Origin of the sequence: Paenibacillus sp. FSL K6-3182, assembly GCF_037976325.1 — a bacterium.
Classification (GTDB): Bacteria; Bacillota; Bacilli; order Paenibacillales; family Paenibacillaceae; genus Pristimantibacillus.
The window spans coordinates 2,553,171-2,576,890 of sequence record NZ_CP150265.1 but is presented as its reverse complement, the minus strand read 5'-3'; the positions used below and the strand labels follow the sequence as shown (position 1 = coordinate 2,576,890).

The 23,720-nt window shown below is 42.0% G+C and carries 17 protein-coding genes; 4 read left to right on the top strand and 13 right to left on the bottom strand.

Going from position 1 to position 23,720, the window contains the following annotated elements:
* Positions 1-68 precede the first annotated feature (68 nt).
* Together MHH56_RS10925 and MHH56_RS10920 are read right to left on the bottom strand one after the other, a co-directional pair.
* A complete protein-coding gene (locus tag MHH56_RS10925; protein ID WP_339208204.1) occupies positions 69-2,306 on the bottom strand; it encodes a helix-turn-helix domain-containing protein in 2,238 nt (745 codons plus the stop codon).
* Between the two features lie 615 nt (positions 2,307-2,921).
* Positions 2,922-3,644, bottom strand: coding sequence for a ThuA domain-containing protein (locus tag MHH56_RS10920; protein WP_076269536.1), 723 nt, complete (start codon positions 3,642-3,644; stop codon positions 2,922-2,924).
* A gap of 195 nt (positions 3,645-3,839) precedes the next feature.
* Between MHH56_RS10920 and MHH56_RS10915 the strand changes: the two genes are divergently transcribed.
* Positions 3,840-4,778: an AraC family transcriptional regulator gene (locus MHH56_RS10915; protein WP_339208202.1), complete on the top strand. Its 939-nt coding sequence runs from the start codon at positions 3,840-3,842 to the stop codon at positions 4,776-4,778.
* A 58-nt stretch (positions 4,779-4,836) separates the two neighbouring features.
* Here the strand turns inward: MHH56_RS10915 and glgD are convergent, their stop codons facing one another.
* From glgD to MHH56_RS10900, 3 genes are all read right to left on the bottom strand, one after another.
* The gene (gene glgD / locus MHH56_RS10910; RefSeq protein ID WP_339208201.1) at positions 4,837-5,949 is read right to left on the bottom strand and encodes a glucose-1-phosphate adenylyltransferase subunit GlgD; all 1,113 of its coding nucleotides are present in this window, start codon (positions 5,947-5,949) and stop codon (positions 4,837-4,839) included.
* 11 nt (positions 5,950-5,960) lie between these two features.
* Complete coding sequence (locus tag MHH56_RS10905) at positions 5,961-7,109, bottom strand: glucose-1-phosphate adenylyltransferase (RefSeq protein WP_339208200.1); 1,149 nt, start codon at positions 7,107-7,109, stop codon at positions 5,961-5,963.
* Between the two features lie 409 nt (positions 7,110-7,518).
* The gene (locus MHH56_RS10900; RefSeq protein ID WP_339208199.1) at positions 7,519-8,334 is read right to left on the bottom strand and encodes an alkaline phosphatase family protein; all 816 of its coding nucleotides are present in this window, start codon (positions 8,332-8,334) and stop codon (positions 7,519-7,521) included.
* A 269-nt stretch (positions 8,335-8,603) separates the two neighbouring features.
* Between MHH56_RS10900 and MHH56_RS10895 the strand changes: the two genes are divergently transcribed.
* Positions 8,604-9,221 carry a methyltransferase domain-containing protein gene (locus tag MHH56_RS10895; protein ID WP_339208198.1) on the top strand — a complete coding sequence of 206 codons (618 nt, stop codon included), beginning with the start codon at positions 8,604-8,606 and terminating at the stop codon, positions 9,219-9,221.
* 239 nt (positions 9,222-9,460) lie between these two features.
* Here the strand turns inward: MHH56_RS10895 and MHH56_RS10890 are convergent, their stop codons facing one another.
* The 5 genes from MHH56_RS10890 to MHH56_RS10870 form a co-directional block, all read right to left on the bottom strand.
* Complete coding sequence (locus MHH56_RS10890) at positions 9,461-11,740, bottom strand: glycoside hydrolase family 3 C-terminal domain-containing protein (RefSeq protein WP_339208197.1); 2,280 nt, start codon at positions 11,738-11,740, stop codon at positions 9,461-9,463.
* Between the two features lie 28 nt (positions 11,741-11,768).
* Positions 11,769-13,016: a PTS transporter subunit EIIC gene (locus tag MHH56_RS10885; RefSeq protein ID WP_339208196.1), complete on the bottom strand. Its 1,248-nt coding sequence runs from the start codon at positions 13,014-13,016 to the stop codon at positions 11,769-11,771.
* Between the two features lie 218 nt (positions 13,017-13,234).
* Entirely contained in the window at positions 13,235-15,730 is a 2,496-nt protein-coding gene (locus tag MHH56_RS10880) for a helix-turn-helix domain-containing protein (RefSeq protein ID WP_339208194.1), read from the bottom strand.
* Between the two features lie 129 nt (positions 15,731-15,859).
* Complete coding sequence (locus MHH56_RS10875; protein WP_339208193.1) at positions 15,860-16,678, bottom strand: acyltransferase domain-containing protein; 819 nt, start codon at positions 16,676-16,678, stop codon at positions 15,860-15,862.
* 188 nt (positions 16,679-16,866) lie between these two features.
* Positions 16,867-18,273, bottom strand: a complete 1,407-nt coding sequence (locus MHH56_RS10870) for an alanine/glycine:cation symporter family protein (protein ID WP_339208192.1) — start codon at positions 18,271-18,273, stop codon at positions 16,867-16,869.
* Between the two features lie 299 nt (positions 18,274-18,572).
* On the opposite strand from MHH56_RS10870, the gene MHH56_RS10865 reads away from it, so the two are divergent.
* Positions 18,573-18,899 (top strand): antibiotic biosynthesis monooxygenase, encoded by a 327-nt coding sequence (locus MHH56_RS10865; RefSeq protein WP_339208191.1) that lies wholly within the window; start codon positions 18,573-18,575, stop codon positions 18,897-18,899.
* 96 nt (positions 18,900-18,995) lie between these two features.
* Here the strand turns inward: MHH56_RS10865 and MHH56_RS10860 are convergent, their stop codons facing one another.
* A complete protein-coding gene (locus MHH56_RS10860; RefSeq protein ID WP_339208190.1) occupies positions 18,996-19,706 on the bottom strand; it encodes a response regulator transcription factor in 711 nt (236 codons plus the stop codon).
* Positions 19,699-20,871 (bottom strand): sensor histidine kinase, encoded by a 1,173-nt coding sequence (locus tag MHH56_RS10855; RefSeq protein ID WP_339208189.1) that lies wholly within the window; start codon positions 20,869-20,871, stop codon positions 19,699-19,701. Before MHH56_RS10855 ends, MHH56_RS10860 begins: the two co-directional genes overlap by 8 nt.
* Positions 20,872-21,224: 353 nt before the next feature.
* Between MHH56_RS10855 and MHH56_RS10850 the strand changes: the two genes are divergently transcribed.
* A complete protein-coding gene (locus MHH56_RS10850) occupies positions 21,225-21,539 on the top strand; it encodes a LuxR C-terminal-related transcriptional regulator (RefSeq protein WP_339208188.1) in 315 nt (104 codons plus the stop codon).
* A gap of 107 nt (positions 21,540-21,646) precedes the next feature.
* Here MHH56_RS10850 and MHH56_RS10845 read toward each other — a convergent pair whose 3' ends face one another.
* Positions 21,647-23,518, bottom strand: coding sequence for a flagellin (locus tag MHH56_RS10845; RefSeq protein ID WP_339208187.1), 1,872 nt, complete (start codon positions 23,516-23,518; stop codon positions 21,647-21,649).
* Between the last annotated feature and the right edge of the window lie 202 nt (positions 23,519-23,720).

Here is a 23,720-nt window from a genome sequence, read left to right as displayed (position 1 = left end):
AGCATCCATTTTTCGATAAAAGAACTAACATAATTCTTGCGCTTAACGATTTTCAACTCCATGTATATTCAGCCATTTTGCTGCTTCAGCGTCTCTGAACGGTATTCGCCTGGCGAGCATCCAACCACTTTCTTGAACACTCTCGTAAACGAAATCGCACTTGTGTAACCAACCTCTTCTGCAATATCCTGAACCGTCCTCCGTGTCTCTTTCAATAGCCGCTTCGCTTCATTCAGCCGAATATCAATTAAGAAATCAATGAACTTCTGGCCTGTTGTTTCTTTGAACAGCTTGCTCACATATTTGGCATTCATATCATATTTCTCGCTTAAATATTCAAGCGACATATTCGGATTTACATATTCCTCTTCAATAACTCTCCGCATTTCCTGAATAATGCCGGCATGCTGACCGCTGTAACGCATATCTGCAAACGTATGCTCAAGCTCGGTCATTTTACCGATGATCGCCTCGTGCATATTTTCCAGAGAATGGCAGTTATCCAATTTCCCCGTTAGAACCGGCAGTGCTTCGCTTTCCCATACAAGATTAAATTCCTTGCCGAGACCTGACAGCTCGCGTCCCAAACTATAGAGCAAGTAATTAATAACATTCATAATCTCGTCCTTAGTGAGCAAGCCTTGCTTCATCTGGCTGAACAAATCGTCTAATTCTGCTCTCCAACTCGCTTCTGATTTGCGGAAGGCATAAACAGCAGATCTAATCATTCCAAGATAAGCGTATACTTCAACTTGGCCTTGACTCATCATATCCTCGCGTGTAATAAGGCGATTTTCGCCAAGCACCATTTTGTAATTAAGTGCTTCCAAAGCCTGTTGAAACGACTTTGCGATTTCAGAATGCTGCAAGGCTGGATCACCGATTCCTATACTAATCGTGAACTTCATATTTTGTTCAATCCAAGCCCGAATGCTGTCACAAAGCTGAACTAACATTGCAGCAGGAGCATTCCCGCTCTCAAATAAAATAACACTGAGACGAGAAGAGGCTGTCCATTCTGCCCAGCACGCGTATCCGAAGCGTGACGATTGCTCATAAGTAATGCTTCGCAGAGCGAATTTCAACAAATTTTGATCGTTTCGCGAATAACTGCTGCAAAACTCTCCGTACTTATCCAGTTCCATGACAATAAGCGTATGGCGATCCGCAGGCGCGGGAAGCTGCAGCCGCTGCGCTTCGCGCTGCCATTCCAGAGGCGTCAGCTCCGCTCCAGCTTCAATAAGCTGATGGAATAGATTACGTGTCCGTAAATGAAGATCTTCCTTATATTGCTGCTGATATTGCTTTGCCTGCTCCGTTAAATTATCAAGAGCGGATTCGATAAAGACAAACTCGTTAATCCTGCCAGATCCGGTGTTTTTACCACTTTCCGCCAGTGCTAATTTATATCCACTAAAGCGTGACACAATCTGCTCTACCGGCTTCGCATTTCGCCTTGATATATAAATCATCCATACGAGACCTGCAAAGATCATCAGGAGCCCGATCACAAACCATACATTATAGAGCAACGATACCGTTTGAATAAACGTACCTTGCACAAAACCGCTTATATAAGACCAATTCGAATAACTCGATTTATAATTTGCATAAACGCGCATAGAATCTACAGGTTCTGCCTCATTAAGCAATTCATTGCCCGCTCCGTCTTTGATGCGAATGAAGCTGACTTCCGAATTGTAAAGTTCATGAACTAAACGCTCCAAAGAATCCGTTGCGACATTCACAACGATCATACCTTTTTCACCCGTCATGAATGGAGCACCTCTCACGAGGCTGACAACATCTTTGCTCTCCAATAACGTAAATTGCTTAAATGACCGCTTATCCGTCCATTTCTGAGAGATCGTATTGCGATATTGCTCAATAAAAGCTTTGTCTGGATAGGTGTCGATATGTCCGCCCGTCGCATTACTTAGCACAACCTGATCTTCATAGCGAACCAGATAGACAGAATCAATGAGTGGATAATAAGAAATCATATCGTTCATTTTCATGACGGCGCTAATGTTAATATAAGGGTCACCATTCTCGTTGCTGTTGAAAAAATCGATAAGTGACTTGTTGTTAATCGATTCCTTCATCACCATGTTATCTATCGCTCGCAAGGACGTGTCGATTAACCTCATCGCTTGCAAAGACAACATACTGTTAGCATTAATAGCTTCTTTCCGACCCTGCTCACTAATTAATTGAAAAAACACAAAAAAAGTGAAGGTAACTACGATAATAAATATCGGCATATAGGAAAGAAGCAGCCGATTAAACCACGATTTGCTCATCATTAGCCCTCACCCTTTTCTCTTATGATTAGCGCCGTTTTCTTGTTTATGAACAGCCGCCCTTTACCTAGTTTCAAAGCCATGTAACGAACACATTAACTTTCTCTGCAAAAGCACACTGTAATTATTTCCCGGGTGATGTAAACCAAAGAAACCCCGATACCGTTTCCGTATCGAGGCATGGCAGCTTCTTCAGGAGCAATGCCCTCTTCTCATGTGCAGGCCGTGCGAGTTTGGTTTTATTTATCTTAGGCGGTTGCGCTGGCAAGATCAATAAACCGTTTTCAACTTCCTGCATTATTTTCGCCAAAACTGCCGCTTGCCAACACGATTAACGCTGCTTTCTTTACAATCGGTCATAGGATTAAAAAGCACCATATCCCAAAGCACGCAGCCGGCTTTAGATATAGTGCACGCTTATTGTATTGTTCGTGCGACAACGATTTCATCTATGCAATCGGGCAGGCAAGTCCGATCGATTACTCCATTTAGTATGGTGGATTATACCCCATTTGCCAATGCTCTATTTTGACTTTATGCAACGTTTCAAAATAGTGCTCAAAACAAAATAACGCTTGGGATTCAAATCCCAAGCGTTACATTACTTTTTTTATAACTTTATTTTACTGAAATTTTTTCAAGTGGCTGTGCATTTCCATAAACCGGGCGATTGCGGTCTACCGGCTGTGCCCATTTCACGGCATTCGTAATGACGCGTTGAATGTCTTTGTTATGGTACGTCGGATAGGTTTCATGTCCCGGTCTAAAGTAAAATACTTTGCCGTTTCCACGTGTAAACGTACAGCCGCTGCGGAACACTTCTCCACCTTCAAACCAGCTTGTAAAAATAAGCTCGTCTGGAGCAGGAATATCAAAATGCTCGCCGTACATTTCTTCTTTTTCCAGCTCGATATACTCCCCAAGGCCTGCAGCAATCGGATGGCTTGGCGCTACAACCCAAAGGCGTTCCTTCTCATCCGCTTCACGCCATTTCAAGTCACAGCTTGTACCCATCAATGCTTTAAAGATTTTGGAGAAATGACCGGAGTGAAGAACAATCAAGCCCATTCCGTCCAGCACGCGCTGTTGTACTTTTTGAACGATTTCGTCCTTTACGTCTCCATGCGCAAGATGTCCCCACCATATGAGTACATCTGTATTGTTTAATACCTCATCCGTTAATCCATGCTCTGGCTCATCTAGTGTAGCCGTTCCCGCATCGTAGCCAGCTTCAGTTAGAAAAGCTGCAATCGCTCCGTGAATACCTTGAGGATAAATTCCAGCTACAACCGGATTTAATTGCTCATGACGATTTTCATTCCATACCGTTACCTTTGCCATTATATGAACACTCCTTATTCATTCAGTTAATCTTAGTATAAAAAATTCGCGCCGTTTACGTAATACTTAAACATGCTGATTTTATATTCAAAAGTGTCTTCCTTTTTCAAATGAGCTGAAAATACAGCTAATAATGACGCGTTTATTGATTCAACATTTCCAAAAGTGGTATACTTCAAAATGGAGGTCATGCATATGCCTATAATAAAAACCGCCATTGATACGCATTCCGAAGCGATCAACGAAGAAGTCATTTATCAAAATCCGCTATTGTTTCTTAAAATTTGGGAGATTTACTCCGAAGCTGACTATTTCAGCACACTTGAGAAACATCCATGGCACTATCATAAAGAAGTAGAATTCCTCGCTATTATTGAAGGCCACTTAGGTGTGCAAAGCAAGCACGGCTATGCCGTCCTCGGACCAGGCGATGTTATGGTGCTAGGCGCCTCTCAGCCGCATCGCTCCCACAAGCCACTTTCGGAAGTACAGCACTATGTTGTATTTCAGATAGATTTGGGCAAACATTTTGACCAGAGTACGATGCCTTATTTGAATTGCTTCTCCGAGCTGACAGAGCCGCTCGATAAGCTTAATTATATTTTTGACATGAACGAAATAGCCAAGCAAGAAACCCATGCATTCATTTTGGAAATATTCAAAGAGTCGCAAACGAGGATGAGAGGCTACGAGATTGCTATCACCTCGATTATAAAACGATTGCTGCTTCTGCTGCTTAGAAGCGACAGCCGAAACCTGCTGAACGATACAGAGGAAATTGAACTAAATCGTTTACGACCCGTTCTCGATTATGTGGACACCCATTTAAGCAGTAAGCTGTCCGTAGAGGATGCTAGTTCTTTGCTTAATTTGAGCTACCACTATTTCATTAAATATTTCAAAAAAACGATGGGCGTCTCTTTCGTTGAATACGTCAACTATAAACGAATTAAACGATCCGAGCTGCTGCTGCTGACAAGTGAGCTAAGCATCATGGATGTCAGCTACGAGGTCGGCATTACGAACATGGCCCAGTTCTATAAGCTCTTTAAACGGCAAAATCAGTGCTCACCACGAGAATACAAGCTGCGCATGCGCAGCGAATCCAGAGTTGCGATGGAAGGCATGCAGTAAGTTGAAATACAAAACGACCGCTCTCCCGTAAAAAAACGAGAAGCGGTCGCTGTATGTTTTATATTATGCTTTTCTTTGAGAAAACGGTAGGTGACATTTCCTCTCCTGCCAGCTTATTTCCCCGCGTGACATGTACCTCTTTATCGAGAATAACGTGATCAAGGCTAGAATCCTCATCAATCACACATTTCTGCATCACGATACTGTTTCGAACAACGGCCCCTTTACCGATCCGAACGCCTCGGAATAAGATACTGTTTTCCACAGTTCCCTCAATAATACAACCGTTAGCCACCTGTGAATTTTTAACGATGGCACTACTCGCGTATCTTGCAGGCGGTTCATCCTTGATTTTGGTGTAAATAACACCCGGCTCGTAAAATAGAGATTTCCATACCTCAGGATTCAACAGCTCTTTACTGTGCTTAAAATAATTTTGAACGGAATTAATGACGGCCAAGTATCCTTTATATTCGTAGCCATACACTTTTAACTCGTTCAGATTCCGAATAATGACATGCCGGACAAGGTCATAGTAGTTTTGATTTACGCTTTTTTTGACCAGATTAATAAGCAGCTCTTTCTTAATGATGATCATCCGCATATAGGCTTTGTTGCTTTCCTTGTTCTGGCGATTTTCTGTCATACGTACGACTCGCCCATCCCGAGCCAAGTCCAGCGTAATGAGGTTAGAGAAATCGTCACGATCAACGTCCATTTCCTTGTAGATGACAGTAATATCTGCATTTGTGCGCTTATGATTCTCTACAGCTTCCGTATAGTTGATATTGCAAATCATATGACTGCTTGAAACGATGACGTACTCCTCCGTGCTGCGGGCAAAATATTCGAGAGAACCGTAAAAATTTTGCAAATCGCCGTTAAAGCCGGGAACATTGCTATTGTTAGGGGGCAAAATAAACAATCCTCGGTATTTCCGATCCAAATCCCACTCTTTCCCTGAACCCAAATGGTCAATGATGGAACGGTAATTGTTATGAGCGAGTACTGCCACATTGTTAATTCCGGAATTCACCATATTCGATAATACAAAATCAATCAATCGATATCTGCCGCCGAAAGGTACCGTCGCAGTCGCTCTGGAGTAGGTCAGTTCATGCAGGAGCGGCTGGTTAATGCTGAGATTGATGACGCCTAGAACATTATTCATCGCATTCACTCCTATATCAATTGAGAAGAAATGACCATGTTTTCACCGATTAGAGTAATTTCAGCCGCATCACCCGCGCTGCCTACAATCGCGCCATCTTGAATGACAGTGCCCGAGCCGATGATCGCTTTATAAATCGTGACATTGCTCCCAATCTTTGCGTTCGGCATAATAACCGAGTCTTTGATAAGGCTGCCTTCACCAACATGAACACCGTAAAAGAGCACGGAATGATCCACTTCCCCAAAAACCATACATCCTTCATTCACTAAGGAGCCTGTCACTTTGCCGGTAGATGCGATATGATGAGGAGGCTTGTTAGGGTTTTTAGCATAAATTCGCCACTTCGCGTCATGAAGCGTAAACGGCGGATTTTCAAGAAGAAGGTCCATATGTGCTTCCCACAGGCTTTCAACGGTGCCAACATCCTTCCAATAGCCGCTAAAACGATAGGCAAAAATAGAGTGGCTGCTGTAGAGCATTGATGGAATAATGTCTTTGCCAAAGTCATTGCTTGATCCAGGGTCCTGCGCATCTGCAATTAATTTCTTTTTTAATACATCCCAAGTAAAAATATATATGCCCATAGAGGCGAGATTATTTTTGGGCAGCTTCGGCTTTTCCTCAAATTCAATAATTCGGTCTTCATGATCCACATCCATAATGCCGAATCGGCTTGCTTCATGTAATGGGACTTCAATTACGGCGATCGTAGCATCCGCTTTCCTTGCCTTGTGCTGCTCGAGCATGAGGGAGTAATCCATTTTGTATACGTGATCACCGGAAATAACTAAAACATATTCAGGATCATATTGTTCGAGATAATGAATATTTTGATAGATCGCATGCGCCGTCCCTTTATACCAGCTACCGCCTCGTTGCTCCATAAATGGAGGAAGTACGGTAACTCCGCCATTTTTCCGATCCAAATCCCATGAGCTGCCTATTCCTATGTATGAGTTCAGTACCATCGGTTGATACTGAGTCAGTACCCCAACCGTATGAATACCTGAGTTGCTGCAATTGCTTAACGTGAAATCGATGATCCGATACTTGCCGCCGAAAGGCACAGCTGGCTTTGCTAACTTAGACGTGAGATGGCTTAATCTTTTTCCTTCACCGCCTGCAAGCAGCATCGCTACACATTCTTTTTTTTGCATTCGGCTCACTCCCCATCGTAAAAAAATTGGATACTCCAAAACATTGTTTGAATTTTCTGATAATTATAAACACACCTCCTCCTTACTATATGTATTCACAAATTTATTTAAAATGTAAGCGTATACAATGTTGTAAAAATTATATTACCTCCTCGTTAGAAGGAAGTCAACAGCAGTTAATTATTATTTTAAATGACTTATTTTTGCAATTTTCGCAGTTCTAAAGTGCAGATTGTATGCCCCTGTTTATGTTGTCAGATTCACTCGCAAGGCCACCTATTTTAGCGAAAATAGCTCTTCTTTTATTACGTATTTAGTAATGATTTGTCTATATCCCCAAAAAAACAGCGCGTTCCTTAGTTAAGGGCGCGCTGTTTATTGGGTAAGCTCAGCTTTTGAATAAATAAGATCAAGGATTAAAAAGGCCTTCAGGCAGCTTGGCTTCCCAGCTTCTTGCATTCAGCCCTAGTGCGTGGAGAACAACTGCCGCCGTATCTGTAATCATAAGCTCACCTTGAAGCGTGGCATTATGTTTAATTCCAGGACCAGTGCAGCCCCAGAAGATCGTTTTGTCCAGTGGGTGATCGCTGCCATGCTGATAAGCCTGCTCTCCGCCGCCCCCATGATCGGAAACGACAATAATCAAGCTGTCTTTCAGAAGCCCCGTTTCTTCAATAGCTTGTAATATGATTCCTGTACTTTCGTCCGTCTCTTCTATGGCAAGCAGCTGCTCAGGTGTATTGAATCCATGCTGGTGCCCCGCTCCATCGGGCAAGTCTAAGCCGATAAACATCAGCAACACATCGGGATTCCCCTTAATATATTCAGCAGCCGCAAGCGAAAGCTCACGGTCATTCATCGATACTTTATGCACATCGATCGTCGATTCGATAATGCCATCGTTAATTGGATTCCAGACGCTGTACGCCGCCATTTTGGCATCCGGCATGTTATCCCGAACGATTCGAAAAATGGAAGGATATTGCGATTGCTCGGGAAACGCATGTTCACTGGCGATATCATTCGTAAGACCATGTTTTTCAGGGCCTACTCCGTGAAGAAGCGATCCCCAGCATTGCGCACTAATCGTTGGTGAGACCGTTTGAGCGTCAAATGTGAACGTACCTGTACGAATTAATCGATCCAAATGAGGTGTATGCGCATCTTTCACGAAATTCCCTGCTCCATCCCAACCTATAATGAACACCCGTGCTATTTTCTCCATTCATCATTTCTCCTCTTCTATATGAATTAAGTGCTGCCCCAATCCGACTCATGATTTCCATGTTTATCATACTCACCTACCTTTACAAAGTCAACATAAAAACAACTAATAACAACTAAAAACACATTTTTAGTTTTTTCTTTATTATTTTTTGAGTATTTTGTTGTTTTCTATTATAAGGACTTTGCTTCGGTTCACTTAAAAGCTGTTATACATATAATGGTGGATGCCAAGGAAATGGATGAAATAAAAGGAGGCTAATGATCAACATGACCGAAGAACAAAAGACGCCATTTGACTATAAGACGTATTGGGACAACAATTACTCCCAAGGCGGCACATCAGGCAGCGGTTCTTACGGTGTGCTGGCGGACTTTAAAGCGGAGGTAATTAATTCTTTTATAAGCGAACACGGGATTCAAAAGGTAATCGAATTCGGATGCGGGGATGGAAACCAAATATCGTTAATGAGCTATGAACAGTATTTAGGTTTGGACGTAGCCAATTCCTCCATCGATATTTGCGCGCAAATATTTGCCGGTGATCGCTCCAAAAGCTTTCTCGCCTACAACCCTCGACACTTCGTTAACCATGGTTATCTAACATGCGAGCTCGTCGTTTGTTTAGACGTTCTTTACCATATTACGGATGACCATGATTTCAACAAAACATTGAACGACATTTTCTCATGCGAGGCGGAGCATGTCATTTTATATACGCGAATTACTAGCGCCGACGAGCCAAACTTCGTGCCGACGATTCGAGATCGGGATATTTTAAATCATTTGAAAGCCTATAGCAACTACAAAGTTGAGCGTATTATCGAACAAAAACATAAGCATTTATCATCTGCGAGCTTCATCATATTGCAAAGAGAAGAAACCTGAATTAAGCAATAACTAAATTTAATTTCAAAAAAAGAGTGTCCTACAAGTCAATAATACTAACTTTACGGACACTCCTTTTCTACTTCTAATTGATTTGAAGATTACCATGGCCAGAACAGCCTAAGATCAGAAATAATAACTACTTATTTTCAGCTGTTGATGTGGTGACATAAACCAAACAAGCGGTCCTTCTATAGGCCGCTTGTTTTTTGCTTATTCTAAACCTTTGACATCCATTGTTATCGATCATGCCGTTCAAGCTCAAACGTTTGAATTAATTGCTCCATAACTTGATCAGGCGATCTGTCGGTCAACCATTTTTGACCAAACATTTGAATGATTTTAATGGCTGGAAAGTCTCCCCAGAATCCGACAAACTCCTCATTTAAGTATACCTTGTCGGACACATGGCGATTCATCTCGTTAATGCAGTCGGTCAGAATCAGCTTCGCTCTTTGATGATTGAGCCAGTCATTTAATAAACTGAACTTATGAAGAGCGATTTCTTCGCTGCCGAAATCACACAGCACTCTCTCCCGAATGCGGATATCCCGTGATGAACTGCCGATTACGAATTCATAATAACCTGTCTCTGCGACCCATTTGTTATATTTCGTATTATAATAAGCAAGATCTCTCTCTTCGAGTAAGAAACAAACTTCCTGCTTCTCGCCAGGCTCAAGGGCGAGCTTAGTGAATGCCTTAAGCTCTTTTTCAGGACGAACCCAATCGCATTCCTCGTCATGAACATACAACTGCACCACTTCCTTGCCAAACACATCTCCTGTATTTTCGACACTGCAAGTGACAGTTATTTTACCCTCTTGCTGTATCGCCTTCAAATTTGAGTAAACGAAGGACGTATACGATAAGCCGTGCCCGAAAGAAAATTGCGGAACAATCTCCTTCTTGTCGTAATAACGATATCCAACGAACAAGCCCTCTCGGTAAAACAGCTTCCCATTTTCACCCCGCACACGCATATACGATGGATTATCGGACAGCTTAACAGGGAAAGTCTCAGATAATTTACCAGAAGGATTCACGTTCCCGAATAAAATGTCGGCTATCGCTTTGCCGCTGCCTTGTCCGGCAAGCCATGAATGAAGGACGCCAGGTACATGCTGCACCCACGGACGCATCGCAAGCGCTGATCCGCTGCTTGTGACGACTACGCATTTCGGTTGTACTGTGGAAACGGCTTCAATTAGCTTAATTTGATGCATAGGTAGATGAATACCTTCTAAATCATGCATTTCGGATTCTGCATATTCAGGTTGTCCCACAAACAGAATCGCTATATCCGCCTTCGCCGCAAGTTCGACGCTTTCTTCGATGAGGCGTTCATCCACGCTTTCGTCCGTAGGATAACCCTCTGCATAGGACAGTACAATTGAATCACCTGCAATTCTACACATTTCCTCCCAAGGAATATCAACTCGGGAAGGTGTTACTTTAGCACTGCCAGCTCCTTGGATTCTCGGCTGCTTCGCGAACTTTCCTATGATAGCAACTGATGCTGTCTTCGCCGTGTTAATCGGAAGAATATCATTATCGTTTTTAAGCAGCACAATGCTCTCTGACGCCGCTTTCCTTGCCAATTCATGATAATCGATAGCTGCTTGTTCGTTTCTATTTATACCTGTTTCGGTCGTTTTTTGCACCAACTCGATGATTCGGCCGACAACCTTATCAAGTAGAGCTTCTTCAAGCTTGCCTGCCTGTACAGCTTCAACAATAGCTTTCCTATTGTAATGGGCTGGCCCAGGCATTTCTAAATCTAGGCCTGCCTTAAGACCGCGAATGCGATCATTGACAGCTGTCCAGTCGGACAAAACGACCCCTTCATATCCCCATTCTTCACGTAAAATATCGTTCAGCAAATGTTCGTTTTCACTTGCATAGGAACCGTTAACCAGATTATAGGAACACATAATTGTCCACGGATTTGATTTTTTAACTATCCGCTCGAAAGCGCTCAAATAAATTTCGCGCAGTGTCCGCTCATCAACCTCCGAACTTGTTACCATCTTTTCATACTCTTGATTATTACAAGCAAAATGTTTAACCGACGCACCGACGCCTTGGCTTTGCAAGCCGTTTACGAAGGAGGCTCCAAGCTCCCCTGACAGGCATGGATCCTCTGAATAATATTCGAAGTTTCGTCCACCCAGAGGGGTTCGCTTCATGTTTATCCCAGGTCCAAGAAGCAACTGAACGCCCATCTGTCTCCCTTCCTTTCCAAGAGCGACTCCAACCTCATGCAGTAGCTCCACATTCCACGAAGATCCGATAGCCGAGCCTGTTGGATAACAAGTGGCTGGTAAATTTTCGCCTGTAATGCCTATTTCTTCGTCACTATTTGTTTTACGTATGCCATTCGTTCCATCGTACATATGGATAGACGGGATCCCCAGACGATCGATCTCCTTCGTCATCCACATGTTTAGACCGGCGCATAGATCAGCTTTTTCTTCCAGCGTCATTGCTCTCAATATCGTTTCTGTTGCTTGCTTCATCTTGTAATCCTCCTCTTTCCTATCTTGCCTATCCTTCTTGCCCTTCGGCTTCTTGCTGTTCCTTCTTTAGCTCCTGCATGTCGTAAACTTTAAAAAACGGAAACCAAACGACGAAAATAACAAACAAAACTAGGGCAAGCAATAAAAGTCCGTTTAAGCCAGACAATAAATACGTGGACAAGCCGATTGGCGTATACCACAGTTGAAACACTTTACTTGGGATGTCCACAAGGCCGAGATCCAGCACGATGTATACTATAATTGGCGTTATAATGCCGTTAATCCACATCGGCACCATCAATAACGGATTAAAAGCAATCGGCGCGCCATAAATGACAGGCTCATTAATATTGAACAGTGAAGGGACGATAGTCGCCTTGCCGATTGAACTCAATTTTTTCGACTTTGCAAATAGGAACCAAATAACAAGCGGCAATGTTGCGCCGAGACCGCCGACCCCTACCCAGCCGGAGAAAAAAGTTTCAAACGTATTGATGTTCACGGGCTCCATCCCTTGTGCAACCAAAGCAGCATTTTCCTCGATGGCAGGAATCCATATGGAATATAATATCGGAGTGATTACCCACGGGCTCACGCCAAAGGAATAGAGTACAACACCAACGAAATTAAACAAGACGAAGCCTGCCAAGCTTTGGCTAATTGTGTTAAGCGGCTCAAACAAGCTCACGATTAGAGCGAAAATATCGAAGTGCAGCTGATAAATAAGAAGCCAGCCACCTGTCAGAATCAAAGCGATAGGGACGAGAAAGTCAAACCAGTCCACAATAAATTCTGGCAGATTTGTATCTTTCTTGAACCAAGAGAAGCGGTTAAACGCATTCATGACAGCTGCTACTGAAATTCCCACTAAGAGTGCTGTGATCATCCCAGACGGTCCAAATCGCTCAAGCACAAACTTGACTGTTCCGTCATCTCCGAACGTAGGCTTAAGCAGCATGAGGAACAGCGACAAACCAGTCGCACCTGCAATCAGCTTAATTTTATGGCGTTCCTTCTTCTGCATGACCATGTAAGGTGTGAGAAAAGCGATAAAAATGCCGAGAAGCCCGAAGCTAAACGTTGTTATTGGCGTCAAATCAGGCATTCCCGGTATATAATCCTTCAAAATAGAAACAAGCGTAATCAGTGAACCGATGAAAATCATCGGCAGTGTGACCATAATCGCTTCTTGAATTGAATCCACCCATACATTTTTGGTAAATGCTTCGAGTCGAGGCGCGAATTTCTCGGTCATCCACTTCATCAATCGATCCATTTTCATTCCCCCTACATGTTATATTCTGCTCTGTTTGTGATTGCTTACTTAGTATAAAATCATTTGTTAGCGCTTTCTTGTTCTTATTTGCCGCATGATGGTCTGTTTTTTGTCGAATCGCTCTCGAAAGCCATAGAGTTGCATCTAAGTGTTTGAATTGCACAGCAAAAAACACCCCTCGATAGCTGGGGCGCTGGCTTTTAGAGCTTGTGACATGCTCAATATTGCTTTAACAACGTAATTAACCTAACCCCGTGAGGCGGAACTACGAATGTATGTTCATAGCTTTCCGCATCGGTTATAAGCTCCGTCTTCATTTCGGGACCGGTTTTGCCTTGCAAATAATTGAGTTCCTCCTTCGATGGGTATACAGGCGTTCCCATTCGAATCCATTCATCAAAAGCAGAGCCATGCTCTCGGTCAAGCTGATAGCTCGTCATTTTATAGCTGCTTTTCAAGCCTTGCAGCTTTATTAGAAATGCTTTGTCACCCTTTTCTTCAAAGATGGAGTATCGGCTTTTTTCCGTCAGACCTGACCAATCGCCGCTTGCGAATAGTTGATCCACATGCACATAATGGTACATTAAAATTTGCAGGCTCCCATCATTATGACTCGTTACGATATAACCATCCCCTCGAGTCACAATCTTCTCTCCCAGCTTGGCAAGCAGTTCAAATGCATAATAGCTAGGCTTCTTGAGGCCGTTTCTATTAATTAAACCGAAACCTCCATAGAAAATGGACGGTGGGACATGGCTTTCTTCAAAAACGTCAGTGAATGACCAGAAGGCAATCGAATTCATTGTGCCTAACGTCTGAAGAGCTTGATGGATGACAAACGATGCCATAAACATCGTATCATGCACCAAATTTCGGTCATAGAGGGAGAAGTTCCACTCCGTCATATGAAGCTCCATAGGCGGGGCTTCATATGCTCCAATTTGCGATCTTAACTTATTCACGCTGTCGAGATAGAATGATGGCGGCATAATCGTCGTCAACGTGTCAGCCTCGTCCTTCAGATTCGGATATTCGGAATAAACATGGAATGAGAAAAAATCAATGGGTACATTCCCAGCACGGCAATAAGACATAAAATCAGTCGCCCAACTTTCATTCCAAAGTGATCCATATCCAAGCGCAGGGCCGCCTACCTTCAGTTCAAGATTTATCGATTTGATCGAAAAGGCAGTTGATTTGTAAAATTCAAAATACTGCTCCTTCGTTCCCGCCCAGCAAACGCCAGCCAGATCAGGCTCGTTCCACACCTCAAAATACCACTTCTTTACTTCATCAATTCCGTAACGATTCAAGCAATGGCGAACAAACTGACGGACAAGCGAATCCCACTTGTTCTGGATAGCTGGAGGAGCGATATTGCCCTTCCACAAAAAAATAGTTTCGCTTGAACGGCGCAGCAGCGTTGGCATGAAGCCCAATTCTACAAAAGGACGTATGCCCGATTGAAGTAAAAAGTCATATAGCTTATCAACATAGGCCCAATTATAGATTGGTTCGCCGTCATCCGTCTCGTTGTATATCATCATCTCGTCATTAAATACGCCATGGAAGCGTATATGAGTGAATGCTAGGTTTCGCTGCAATTCCAGAAATTGCTCCTGCCAATCCGCTCGCAGCCCTTCTATAGCTCTGCCGGCAGTAGTTATCCGATTCCAATGGGGCACGAATGGTTGGCCTGATTCATCCACGCGTACTTTAATGTCAACCTTGGTATAAACAACACTCTTCGCTACCAGTGCGTTCGTTCCTTCTTCATCCCGCTCCAAATAACGGTACAATGATTCCATCGCAAGAATAGTGTCGGTTTCATAATAATCACTGCTTGACGATTCCTCGTAAGTAATCGGCTTCCTCGCAGGCGAGGCAGGCATAGCTGAAGACACTGCTTCCCGAAACGCGCTTGGAGTACATTCGTACTTCTCTTTGAAATATTTATTGAACAGCTTCACATTAGCGAATCCGCAGTCATGCGCGATTTGCGTCATGCTTTTGCTGGACTCCGTCAATTCAATGACTGCTTTCTCCAAACGGACCAATGTTAAATACTTCTGGAATGGGATGCCGATTTTATCACTGAAGAAATGAGAGAAATAATGCAGGCTTAAATGCTCTTGATCGGCAATCGTTTGCAATGATATCTTCTGACTGTAATGGCGGTCCACGAACTGGAGCACGCGATTAAGCCGTTTATAGTCAAAAGCCTTTCCCTCCGAGAGTGTTGCTTCGATTAGGCCTGTTGAAAAATAACGCAGCAAATGGCCAATCAACATATGGAGAAAACCCAATGAATAGTTGCGGCAGCCAGGAGCTTTCTTGCTTGCTTCCCATGCCATCTGCGCCAAGCAGCGGCGAATTTTATCATAATTTTCACGGTTTTCATCCGTCTGTTGCAAGGAATTGCATCCGATAAACGAGCCCTCATCCATCAATTCCGGGTTAAACTGCAATGTCAGCAGCACATTGTCCTGACTCGTTCGTTCGATTTTGTGTACAGACATGCTGCTGACAACGATGATATCGTCCTGCTGCAATAAATACTGATGTTGGTCCAAATAGATGGTGACAGAGCCCTGCAGCACATATATAATTTCAATTTCCTTATGCCAATGAAAATGAACATGTGCAACACTGTTGACGAACAGACGAATCGGCAGGTCATCTTGATGCTCGATAAACTCATAAAGGTAGCGCATAGGCAGGTCTCCTTTCCGATTTATATGATGTACCGAGTCTATCTTCTCATATTGCTCAAGTTTAATCTTCCTCAACCACTTCTATAAGCTAAAAACCAGACAATGACCAATACTTACAGAAAAAAAATACTAACTCTCCCCATTTATTTTGATCCCATAACCGCTCCCCAGCTTGTGACCTGCAACCAAATAAGCTTTGGCGCTGCGCTGTAAACTAGTTTGCTCTTCATATTCGAATGGATTGTCTTTCAATTGGTTGAATATCCTTTGTTCTGCTTCCCTTGAGGCTGCATCAACATCATAAATGTAAAAGTGCTTTTGAAACTGTATGATATTGGAATCAACGCTTAATACTTCACTTAACTCCGGATAAAGCAGCCATGAATGACAAACATACACCGGAGATATTCCTCTAAAAAAAGCTCTTGCCAAAACAAATGACTTTTCTACACTTTGAGGGTCAAGAGGCTCTCCGGATGGAATATGTACATTGAGCACAATTTGATCTTTAACTACCTTTTGCCCGTTAATTACTACATCAGAATTCAGAGCGAGTGGCTGAAACTGTAATCTTCCCAATCGGAATAAGCGCAACTGAACATGCTCCTTCATCCAGTTGTATTCTTCAATTCCGTATTCACCGTAATCACGCAAACAGTTTTGGCTCCAAATCTGGATATCAGAGAAGGTATCGTAATAAACGACATCCTCAATCCCTCGAATTCGATACTCCTCATAGGCATCTACTGCAAATCTTATAAATAAATATAATAATAATTTTCGATAGCTCCCTGTTTGCTTTACAGTCTCAAAAAAAGAGTCTCGATCTAATTGAAAATGCTGTTTGTATGCCTTGTATTCCTCTTCCATCATACGGTAGGCAAACATATGCTGCTGAGCCGATTCATCAAGCCTGATACCTTCACAAAATTTTGTTATGTCCATCATATTTCGCCTCATTCCGTTCGGATATTTCATCGATTATCAACCCATTCAAATAAAACTGAGCCGCTTAGGATAAGCTTCGTTTTCCAAATAGACAATATCTTCATATAAATAAAAACAGCTTACTCCTGAAGAATATAGAAGTAAACTGCTTTTGGCTATCCAATTATTATTTTTAAAAATGAATCTTTCTATTTGACGTCTTTGTCATCCCAGCATTCCACGTCTTCCAAACCTTTGACGCTGCTCTTCACAAATTGCGGATCACGCCCTGCCTTCTTCTGCTGCATATAATTACGCAGCACATCAAAGGCGATTCGTGATAAAAGAGTAATGGCGATGAGATTGACCACCACCATCAGTCCCATGAACAAATCTGCTAAATCCCAGACAAGCTGCACTTTGGCAACCGACCCGAAAATGACCATCGCCAGCACACAAATGCGGTATAGCCATAACCAGACTTTACTGGTGTTGAGAAACTCAATATTCGTTTCCCCATAATAATAATTGCCCATCAATGTGCTGAACGCGAACAGAAAAACCATGATCGCTAGGAAGCCCGATGCCCATGAACCCATATGTACGCTCAGAGCTGCTTGCGTGAGTTCTATTCCGCCTAGTCCCTGCTGTTCATACACGCCTGACAGCAAAATAATAAATGCTGTACTCGTACAAATGACTAAGGTGTCAAACAGAACACCAAGCGCTTGGATCAAGCCTTGCTTCGCCGGATGACTGGTCGTTGCGGTAGCTGCAGCATTGGGAGCACTGCCCATCCCTGCTTCGTTAGAAAATAAACCGCGTTTTACGCCATGCATAAGCGCTGCGCCAAGTGATCCTCCGGCTACTTGTTCTATTCCGAACGCATTTTTTACAATTAAAGCAAGCACTGCCGGCATATCTGTAATATTTATCACAACAATCGTAAGAGCAACCCCAATATACAAAACCGCCAGCACAACCACAATATATTCGGATAGCTTGGCGATCCGCTTAACACCGCCAATAATGATAACGGCAAATATCGCTGTCATAATCAATCCCACTGCCATTCGATTGGTGCCAAAAGAGTTCTCAAAAGCAATCGTAATCGTGTTCGACTGTACAGCATTAAATACGAGCCCGAAGGACAGCGTAATTAAGATCGCAAATAAGGCGCCCATCCACCGCTTCTTTAAACCCGCTTGCATATAATAAGCTGGGCCTCCGCGGAAGCTCTCTCCGTCCTTAATCTTGTAAACCTGAGCAAGCGTACTTTCTACGAAGCTTGAGGCTGAACCAATAATGGCGATGATCCACATCCAGAACACAGCCCCTGGTCCACCTAACGCGATCGCGATAGCGATTCCGGTAATATTCCCTGTTCCTACACGAGCTGCCATACTAATGCAAAACGCCTGAAATGGTGAAATGCTGCCGCGCGGACCGCTTGTGGACTCAAACAGCAGACGGAACATTTCCTTTAACATACGCAATTGCAGTACATTTGACCGCAGGGTGAAGTAAAGGCCTATTGCAATAAGCATAACAATCAACAGCTTTGACCATAAAAAATCATTCACAATACCAATTAAATCTTGAATCATTTGCTCCATTTGTTTCCCTCTCGATGTCGTTCTTAGAATCCATTCATAGTTATACTTCCCAAGGCAAGGAATTAATAACAATGTAATTTCATCTATTGATGTGATTGCTCGAATACTCATTTGTGTAGGAATATGTAATCTTTTGCTACCATCAATCTAATATTCGGAACAAACTATGATAGCACAAACGTTATGTTTTTCAAAATACACATATTGGTTTCTGCTCATCCTGTTGTTTATTTTCGATAAGAACAACTGTATAATTATTTTCTTTAAACTTTATATGAACAAATTCAAGGAGGCAAATCATGAGTGAAATTGCTAAAACGCCACAACCGCCTTATTATGCTGTCATATTTACATCAGAACGAACAGCAATTGAGAACCAATACAAGGAAATGGCGGATGAAATGGTGAAGCTTGCTTCCGTTCAACCGGGTTATCTTGGTGTAGAAAGTGCGAGAGAAGGGCTAGGCATTACCGTGTCTTATTGGGAATCCCTTGAAGCGATTCAAAAATGGAAACAAAATGAACGGCATTTGGTCGCACAACAACAAGGAATAGCGGAATGGTATAGCAGCTACAAAACAAGAGTTTGCAAGGTCGAACGGGATTATGGTTTCGAAAAAAACTAAACAAATAAGCATGGCGCCGCATCATAAAATACTTCGTACGACTACGCAAAAAAGCTGACTTCGGGCTATCCCAAAATCAGCTTTTTCGGCAATCGACTACGTAGAACTCGGGGGTGATGATGTTCCCGAAGAATGATGAAGATATGCGATTGCTTCCGTTCGGCTCGAAACCTTCAGTTTTTTGTAAATCGCACTCAAATAATTTTTTACTGTACCCGTCGTTAAAAACAATTCAGAAGCGATAGCTTGATTCGACTTCCCTTGTTTCAACTGCATTACAATATTTCGTTCCTGTGCGGACAAACCATTCAGCATGTCATCAGTCTGCTCGATTGAATAAGGCTCGGAAATTTCATTGGGTGATCCTTGTTCATGCTGTTCTGGAAAGTTAAGAGCCTGTACAAGACGTTTCTGAATGCGACTGGGATAATTGATTCTCTCCTCTAAACAATCCTGAATCGTAGAGAGAAGCTTCTTAGTCTCAACCCCTTTAACTAAAAAGCCGTTAGCTCCATACCGTATCGCTTCCCATATGTATTCCTCATCCTCGAACGTTGTCAGAACGAGCACTTTGGTATCCGGAAACTCAGTTTTGATTCGTTTTGTTGCTTCCAAACCATCTAACTTCGGCATATGGATGTCCATTAAAACCAGCTCGGGGCGGTGCAATCGCACTTGCGCTATCGTTGCCAACCCATCACACGTTGTAGCAACAACTAAATATTCTTCCTCCATACTTAAAATAGCTGCCAAACCATCGCGAATTAAGGGCTGATCGTCTGCTATCACAATCGTTCTTTTAGACAATTTGCTCCCTCCGCTCTATCGTTTTCCTCTGAATAGGTATGCTTATGTCTAGTGCTACACCATCGGCAGCACGCTCGTTCAAAATCGTTAATTCTCCGCCAATTTCCTTTACTCTCTCATTCATCGCTTTCAAACCAAAACCATGAACAAATTGCGATGGAACTTTTCCATTATTGGATAAAATAAACCGGATCTGCCCCTCACGATAAGTTAGCGAAAACTCAAAATGGGTACTGCAACCATGCCGAATACCATTAGTAAGGCCTTCTTGCAATGCCCGATAAATCGTTATCTCGACTATTGGCTGCAGTTTAGGCAATGCTGCATCAATCTCGCATGTAATTTCCACCTGAGTTTGTCTCATCGTTTCATCGATCAGCTTAATAAGCTCAGGTATAAAAGGTTGATCTAGAACATTTTCATGCAGCAGCTGCACCGAGCTTCGCACATCATCCAAACCATTGTCAATATATTCTTTCGTTCTATTGATCATATCTTTTGCAATCGCATAATTGTTTTTCTCAATCGCATGTGCTGCTGTTTGCAGGCCGGCTAACGCTGATGTCAACGTGTGTCCAACGGAATCATGAATGTCACGGGATATTCTAGTCCGTTCTTGTAATTGTGTTTTCTTTGCTAATTCAATGGATGCGATTCGCAACTGCTCATTGTCTTTAGCCAGCTGATTCTTTTGCTGAAAAGCAATTTTTGCAAGGAGGCTTATCCCAAAAATTGCAAAGTAGTCGATGATACGAGGCAACATATAAGCTATTTCTTTAAAGGGCGGGAATTGGTGATAAACCAAAAGTCCTAGCACAAAACTGAGATAGCTCACCGTAGTAAAGATAATCGAAAGGTTTCTGCTGCGATAAAAGCTAAATTCTCCAACGAGAATTAAAATATAAATTTGTGCAAAAAAGCTTTCCGACCCTATCGATATGACAGAAGCCAAGGCTAATTGTATAGATAAACATAAGATGCCTGTCCATCCCTCGAGATTGATTTTCATGATGTAATTTCGAATGAGGACGATTGCTATATACGTACATACCAGCAATAAAAGTAAAGCAGATAGCTTGCTCGTATGAAACAATAAGCAAACCGTCGCTCCTATTACAATGATGAACAAGATGTGAGTCATTTTGTTATTTAATTGTACATCCATAGTAATGCCCCCGAGTGGGATGATAGATTTACCATTTATTTTATCATAAACATGACTTAAGTCATATGTTCGAGGTAAAAGCAGTCGAAAAATGACGAAAAAGCGATTTTCTAATGATCTTCTTCATCTAGAATAAGCCTTTCGTATTATCTATAATGAGAAAAGTTGGATAAACAATTAAGAGTGGCAATGTTTTTTTCTGCAGGTGAGAGTAAAAAAGTTCAAGGGAGACTTGTAGAAATGCTTTTGATCGTATGGAACGCAATCGGTTGTTTGCTTCTCATTTTAAGTGTGTTTTTCTCAATCCGCTTAATACTAGAAGGTAAGCATACACAGTGAAACTCTCCTATGAAGTGAAGAAACCGTCATATGAAGCGATATTTAATAATAATTACGATATAGAAAATGAAGATGTTAACGATTTTCTAATTCGAAGATTGAATTCTGTAATGCAAAGTTTTGCAACTCGTTATCGGCTGACACAGCGTGAATCAGAAATTCTCATCCTTTCCGTTGTGTATGGATTTACTAATCGCGAGATCTCCGAAAAATGCGTGATCAGTGAAAAGACGGTCAAAAATCATCTATCAAATCTAATGAACAAAATTGGCGCTCGATCCATGCGAAAACTATTTTCACTGCTGCTCTTCCATGCCTTATCCTCTTAAAAGCAATCCTCCTGCCATGCGGCAGCCATTTAACCAATCCACAACCAATAGCGAAAATGCAGATGCCCTAACAACATGAAAAACCTACCATAAAGGTAGGTTTCATGTTACTGGAACAAATGTAAAATAGCCTGTGGATTCTGATTAGCCTGAGCAAGCATAGCTTGTGCCGTTTGATTCAGAATACGCGATTTGGTTAAATCCATCATCTCTTTTGCCATATCAGCATCACGTATTCGTGATTCTGCTGCGGTTAAATTTTCGGCATAATTTCCTAAGTTGTTCGCTGTGTGTTCTAATCGATTTTGCAATGCTCCATAAATCGTTCTATAGTTTGTAACTCTTGCTATGGCATGATCTGCTTGAGCTAGCGATTCACTAGGTATGGCCGGCGGTAAAATAGACATATTGGCAATACCCAATCCTTCCAGCTTCACACTGAAAAGGGGAATAATCATCGTTTGATTTTCATTTGCCCCGATTTGAATATCAAGTCGAGGCGGAATATAGTCTACATCCTTTATGTCCGTAGTAACTGTTTCAATAATAGAATCAATTTGGCTTGTCGTTTTATTCGTTACGAGGTAAACATCTTTCTTAAAATTAAAATGATTTAGCACAATGCCAAATTCCAAAACAGCGCCATCATCAAGATCCGTCGTTTCCCATGATGGAGTAATAACATTGGGGCCAGAGTTTGACGATTGCAAAATATCGCTTCCCGTTGTTAATGAATTTGGCTTAACGTAGCTTCCGCCATTCAGGAATGAAAAATCGTAATTCACAAGATCGTTTGATAGTTCAAACACAGTCCCTGAACTCGGTATTTCCGTTTGATTAGCAGTAACGCCTGTGGGAACTCCGCTGGAGGATGAAATATTATATGATCCGTCGTATTCCGGCTTAAAACCAGCACTAAATTTGATTTGTTTATCATCTACACCGGAATGATTTCTAATTTTAAACTCTGCTTTAAAAGCCGACCCATCCGTCGACATAATTTTTTCGATTTCAATACCATCTTTTTCATAAACAGCTGTAATCGAGCTCGAAGTTATAGTCGAACTCGTTAAAGTAAAGTTATCAAGGGTATGAGAGATACCGTTTATTTCAACAGTTATGAACCGATCTTCAAATCCACCAAAATCAGGGTACTGTCCAGCTGTCGTTCCACTTGGTATAAGCTCAGTCTGAAAAAACACATTATTAATGGAAAGATGCTTAATATCAAGCTCTTTATATCTAGGATCGCTGACTAGTTCTCTTCCATAATAATAGGTACCTGTAGTTGTTGTCTCTGTATGGATATGTTCATTTTTTTCATAATTGTTATACCCCTCACGTCCATCAGGTGAAGTAATAGGTGTGACTGAAGCGCTAAAATTGTTAACGTTACCGATCGTTGTATTCGTATTCGAAGATTGAGCGGTTACGGGAACCTCAGTCATACCAATAGGAAAAAAGGATGTTGTCCGTTCATTAATTATAGTCGTTGGAGGAAACGGTCCCGATGTATTTACTTCAATCGTATGACTTGAACGGTCGGCTAATATTTGATAGTCATCTCGTCCCAAAAGATTAATGGTATTGAATTCCGTTTGGGTAGCAATTCTATTTATTTCTTCTTTAAGCTGTTGAATTTCTTGGTCAATTTTCTGCTTGTCTTCAAACGTATTCGTATCATTCATACCTTGAATAATCAATTCTCTTTGTCGTTGAATAATATCCGTTATTTCCTGATATCCGCTTTCAGCAGTCTGAATAAGTGATATACCATTTTGAACGTTTTTATGTGCTTGATCTAACCCTCTGATTTGAGCTCTCATCTTCTCTGAAATGGCTAGTCCTGCTGCATCATCAGCTGCACGATTAATGCGTAGACCCGAAGACAGCTTTTCCGATGCTTTAGACGTTTGGATATTATTTTTCTTTAAACTATTATGAGCGTTAATAGCAGATGGGTTATTATTAATTATCATTATGGCTTCTCCAGTTCGTTTATCAAGCGAAAGTTAAATTAGTTTACGGTTAAAACATAGTCTTTGGAACTACTTATATCTATAATTCTAGACCAATGTACCCAAAACCTCCCAAACAATAAAATAAATTTCCTTAGGTGCTCATTTTTCTATAAACAAGCAAAAAAACAAAAAAACGCTCGAAAATTCAAGCGTTTTACGA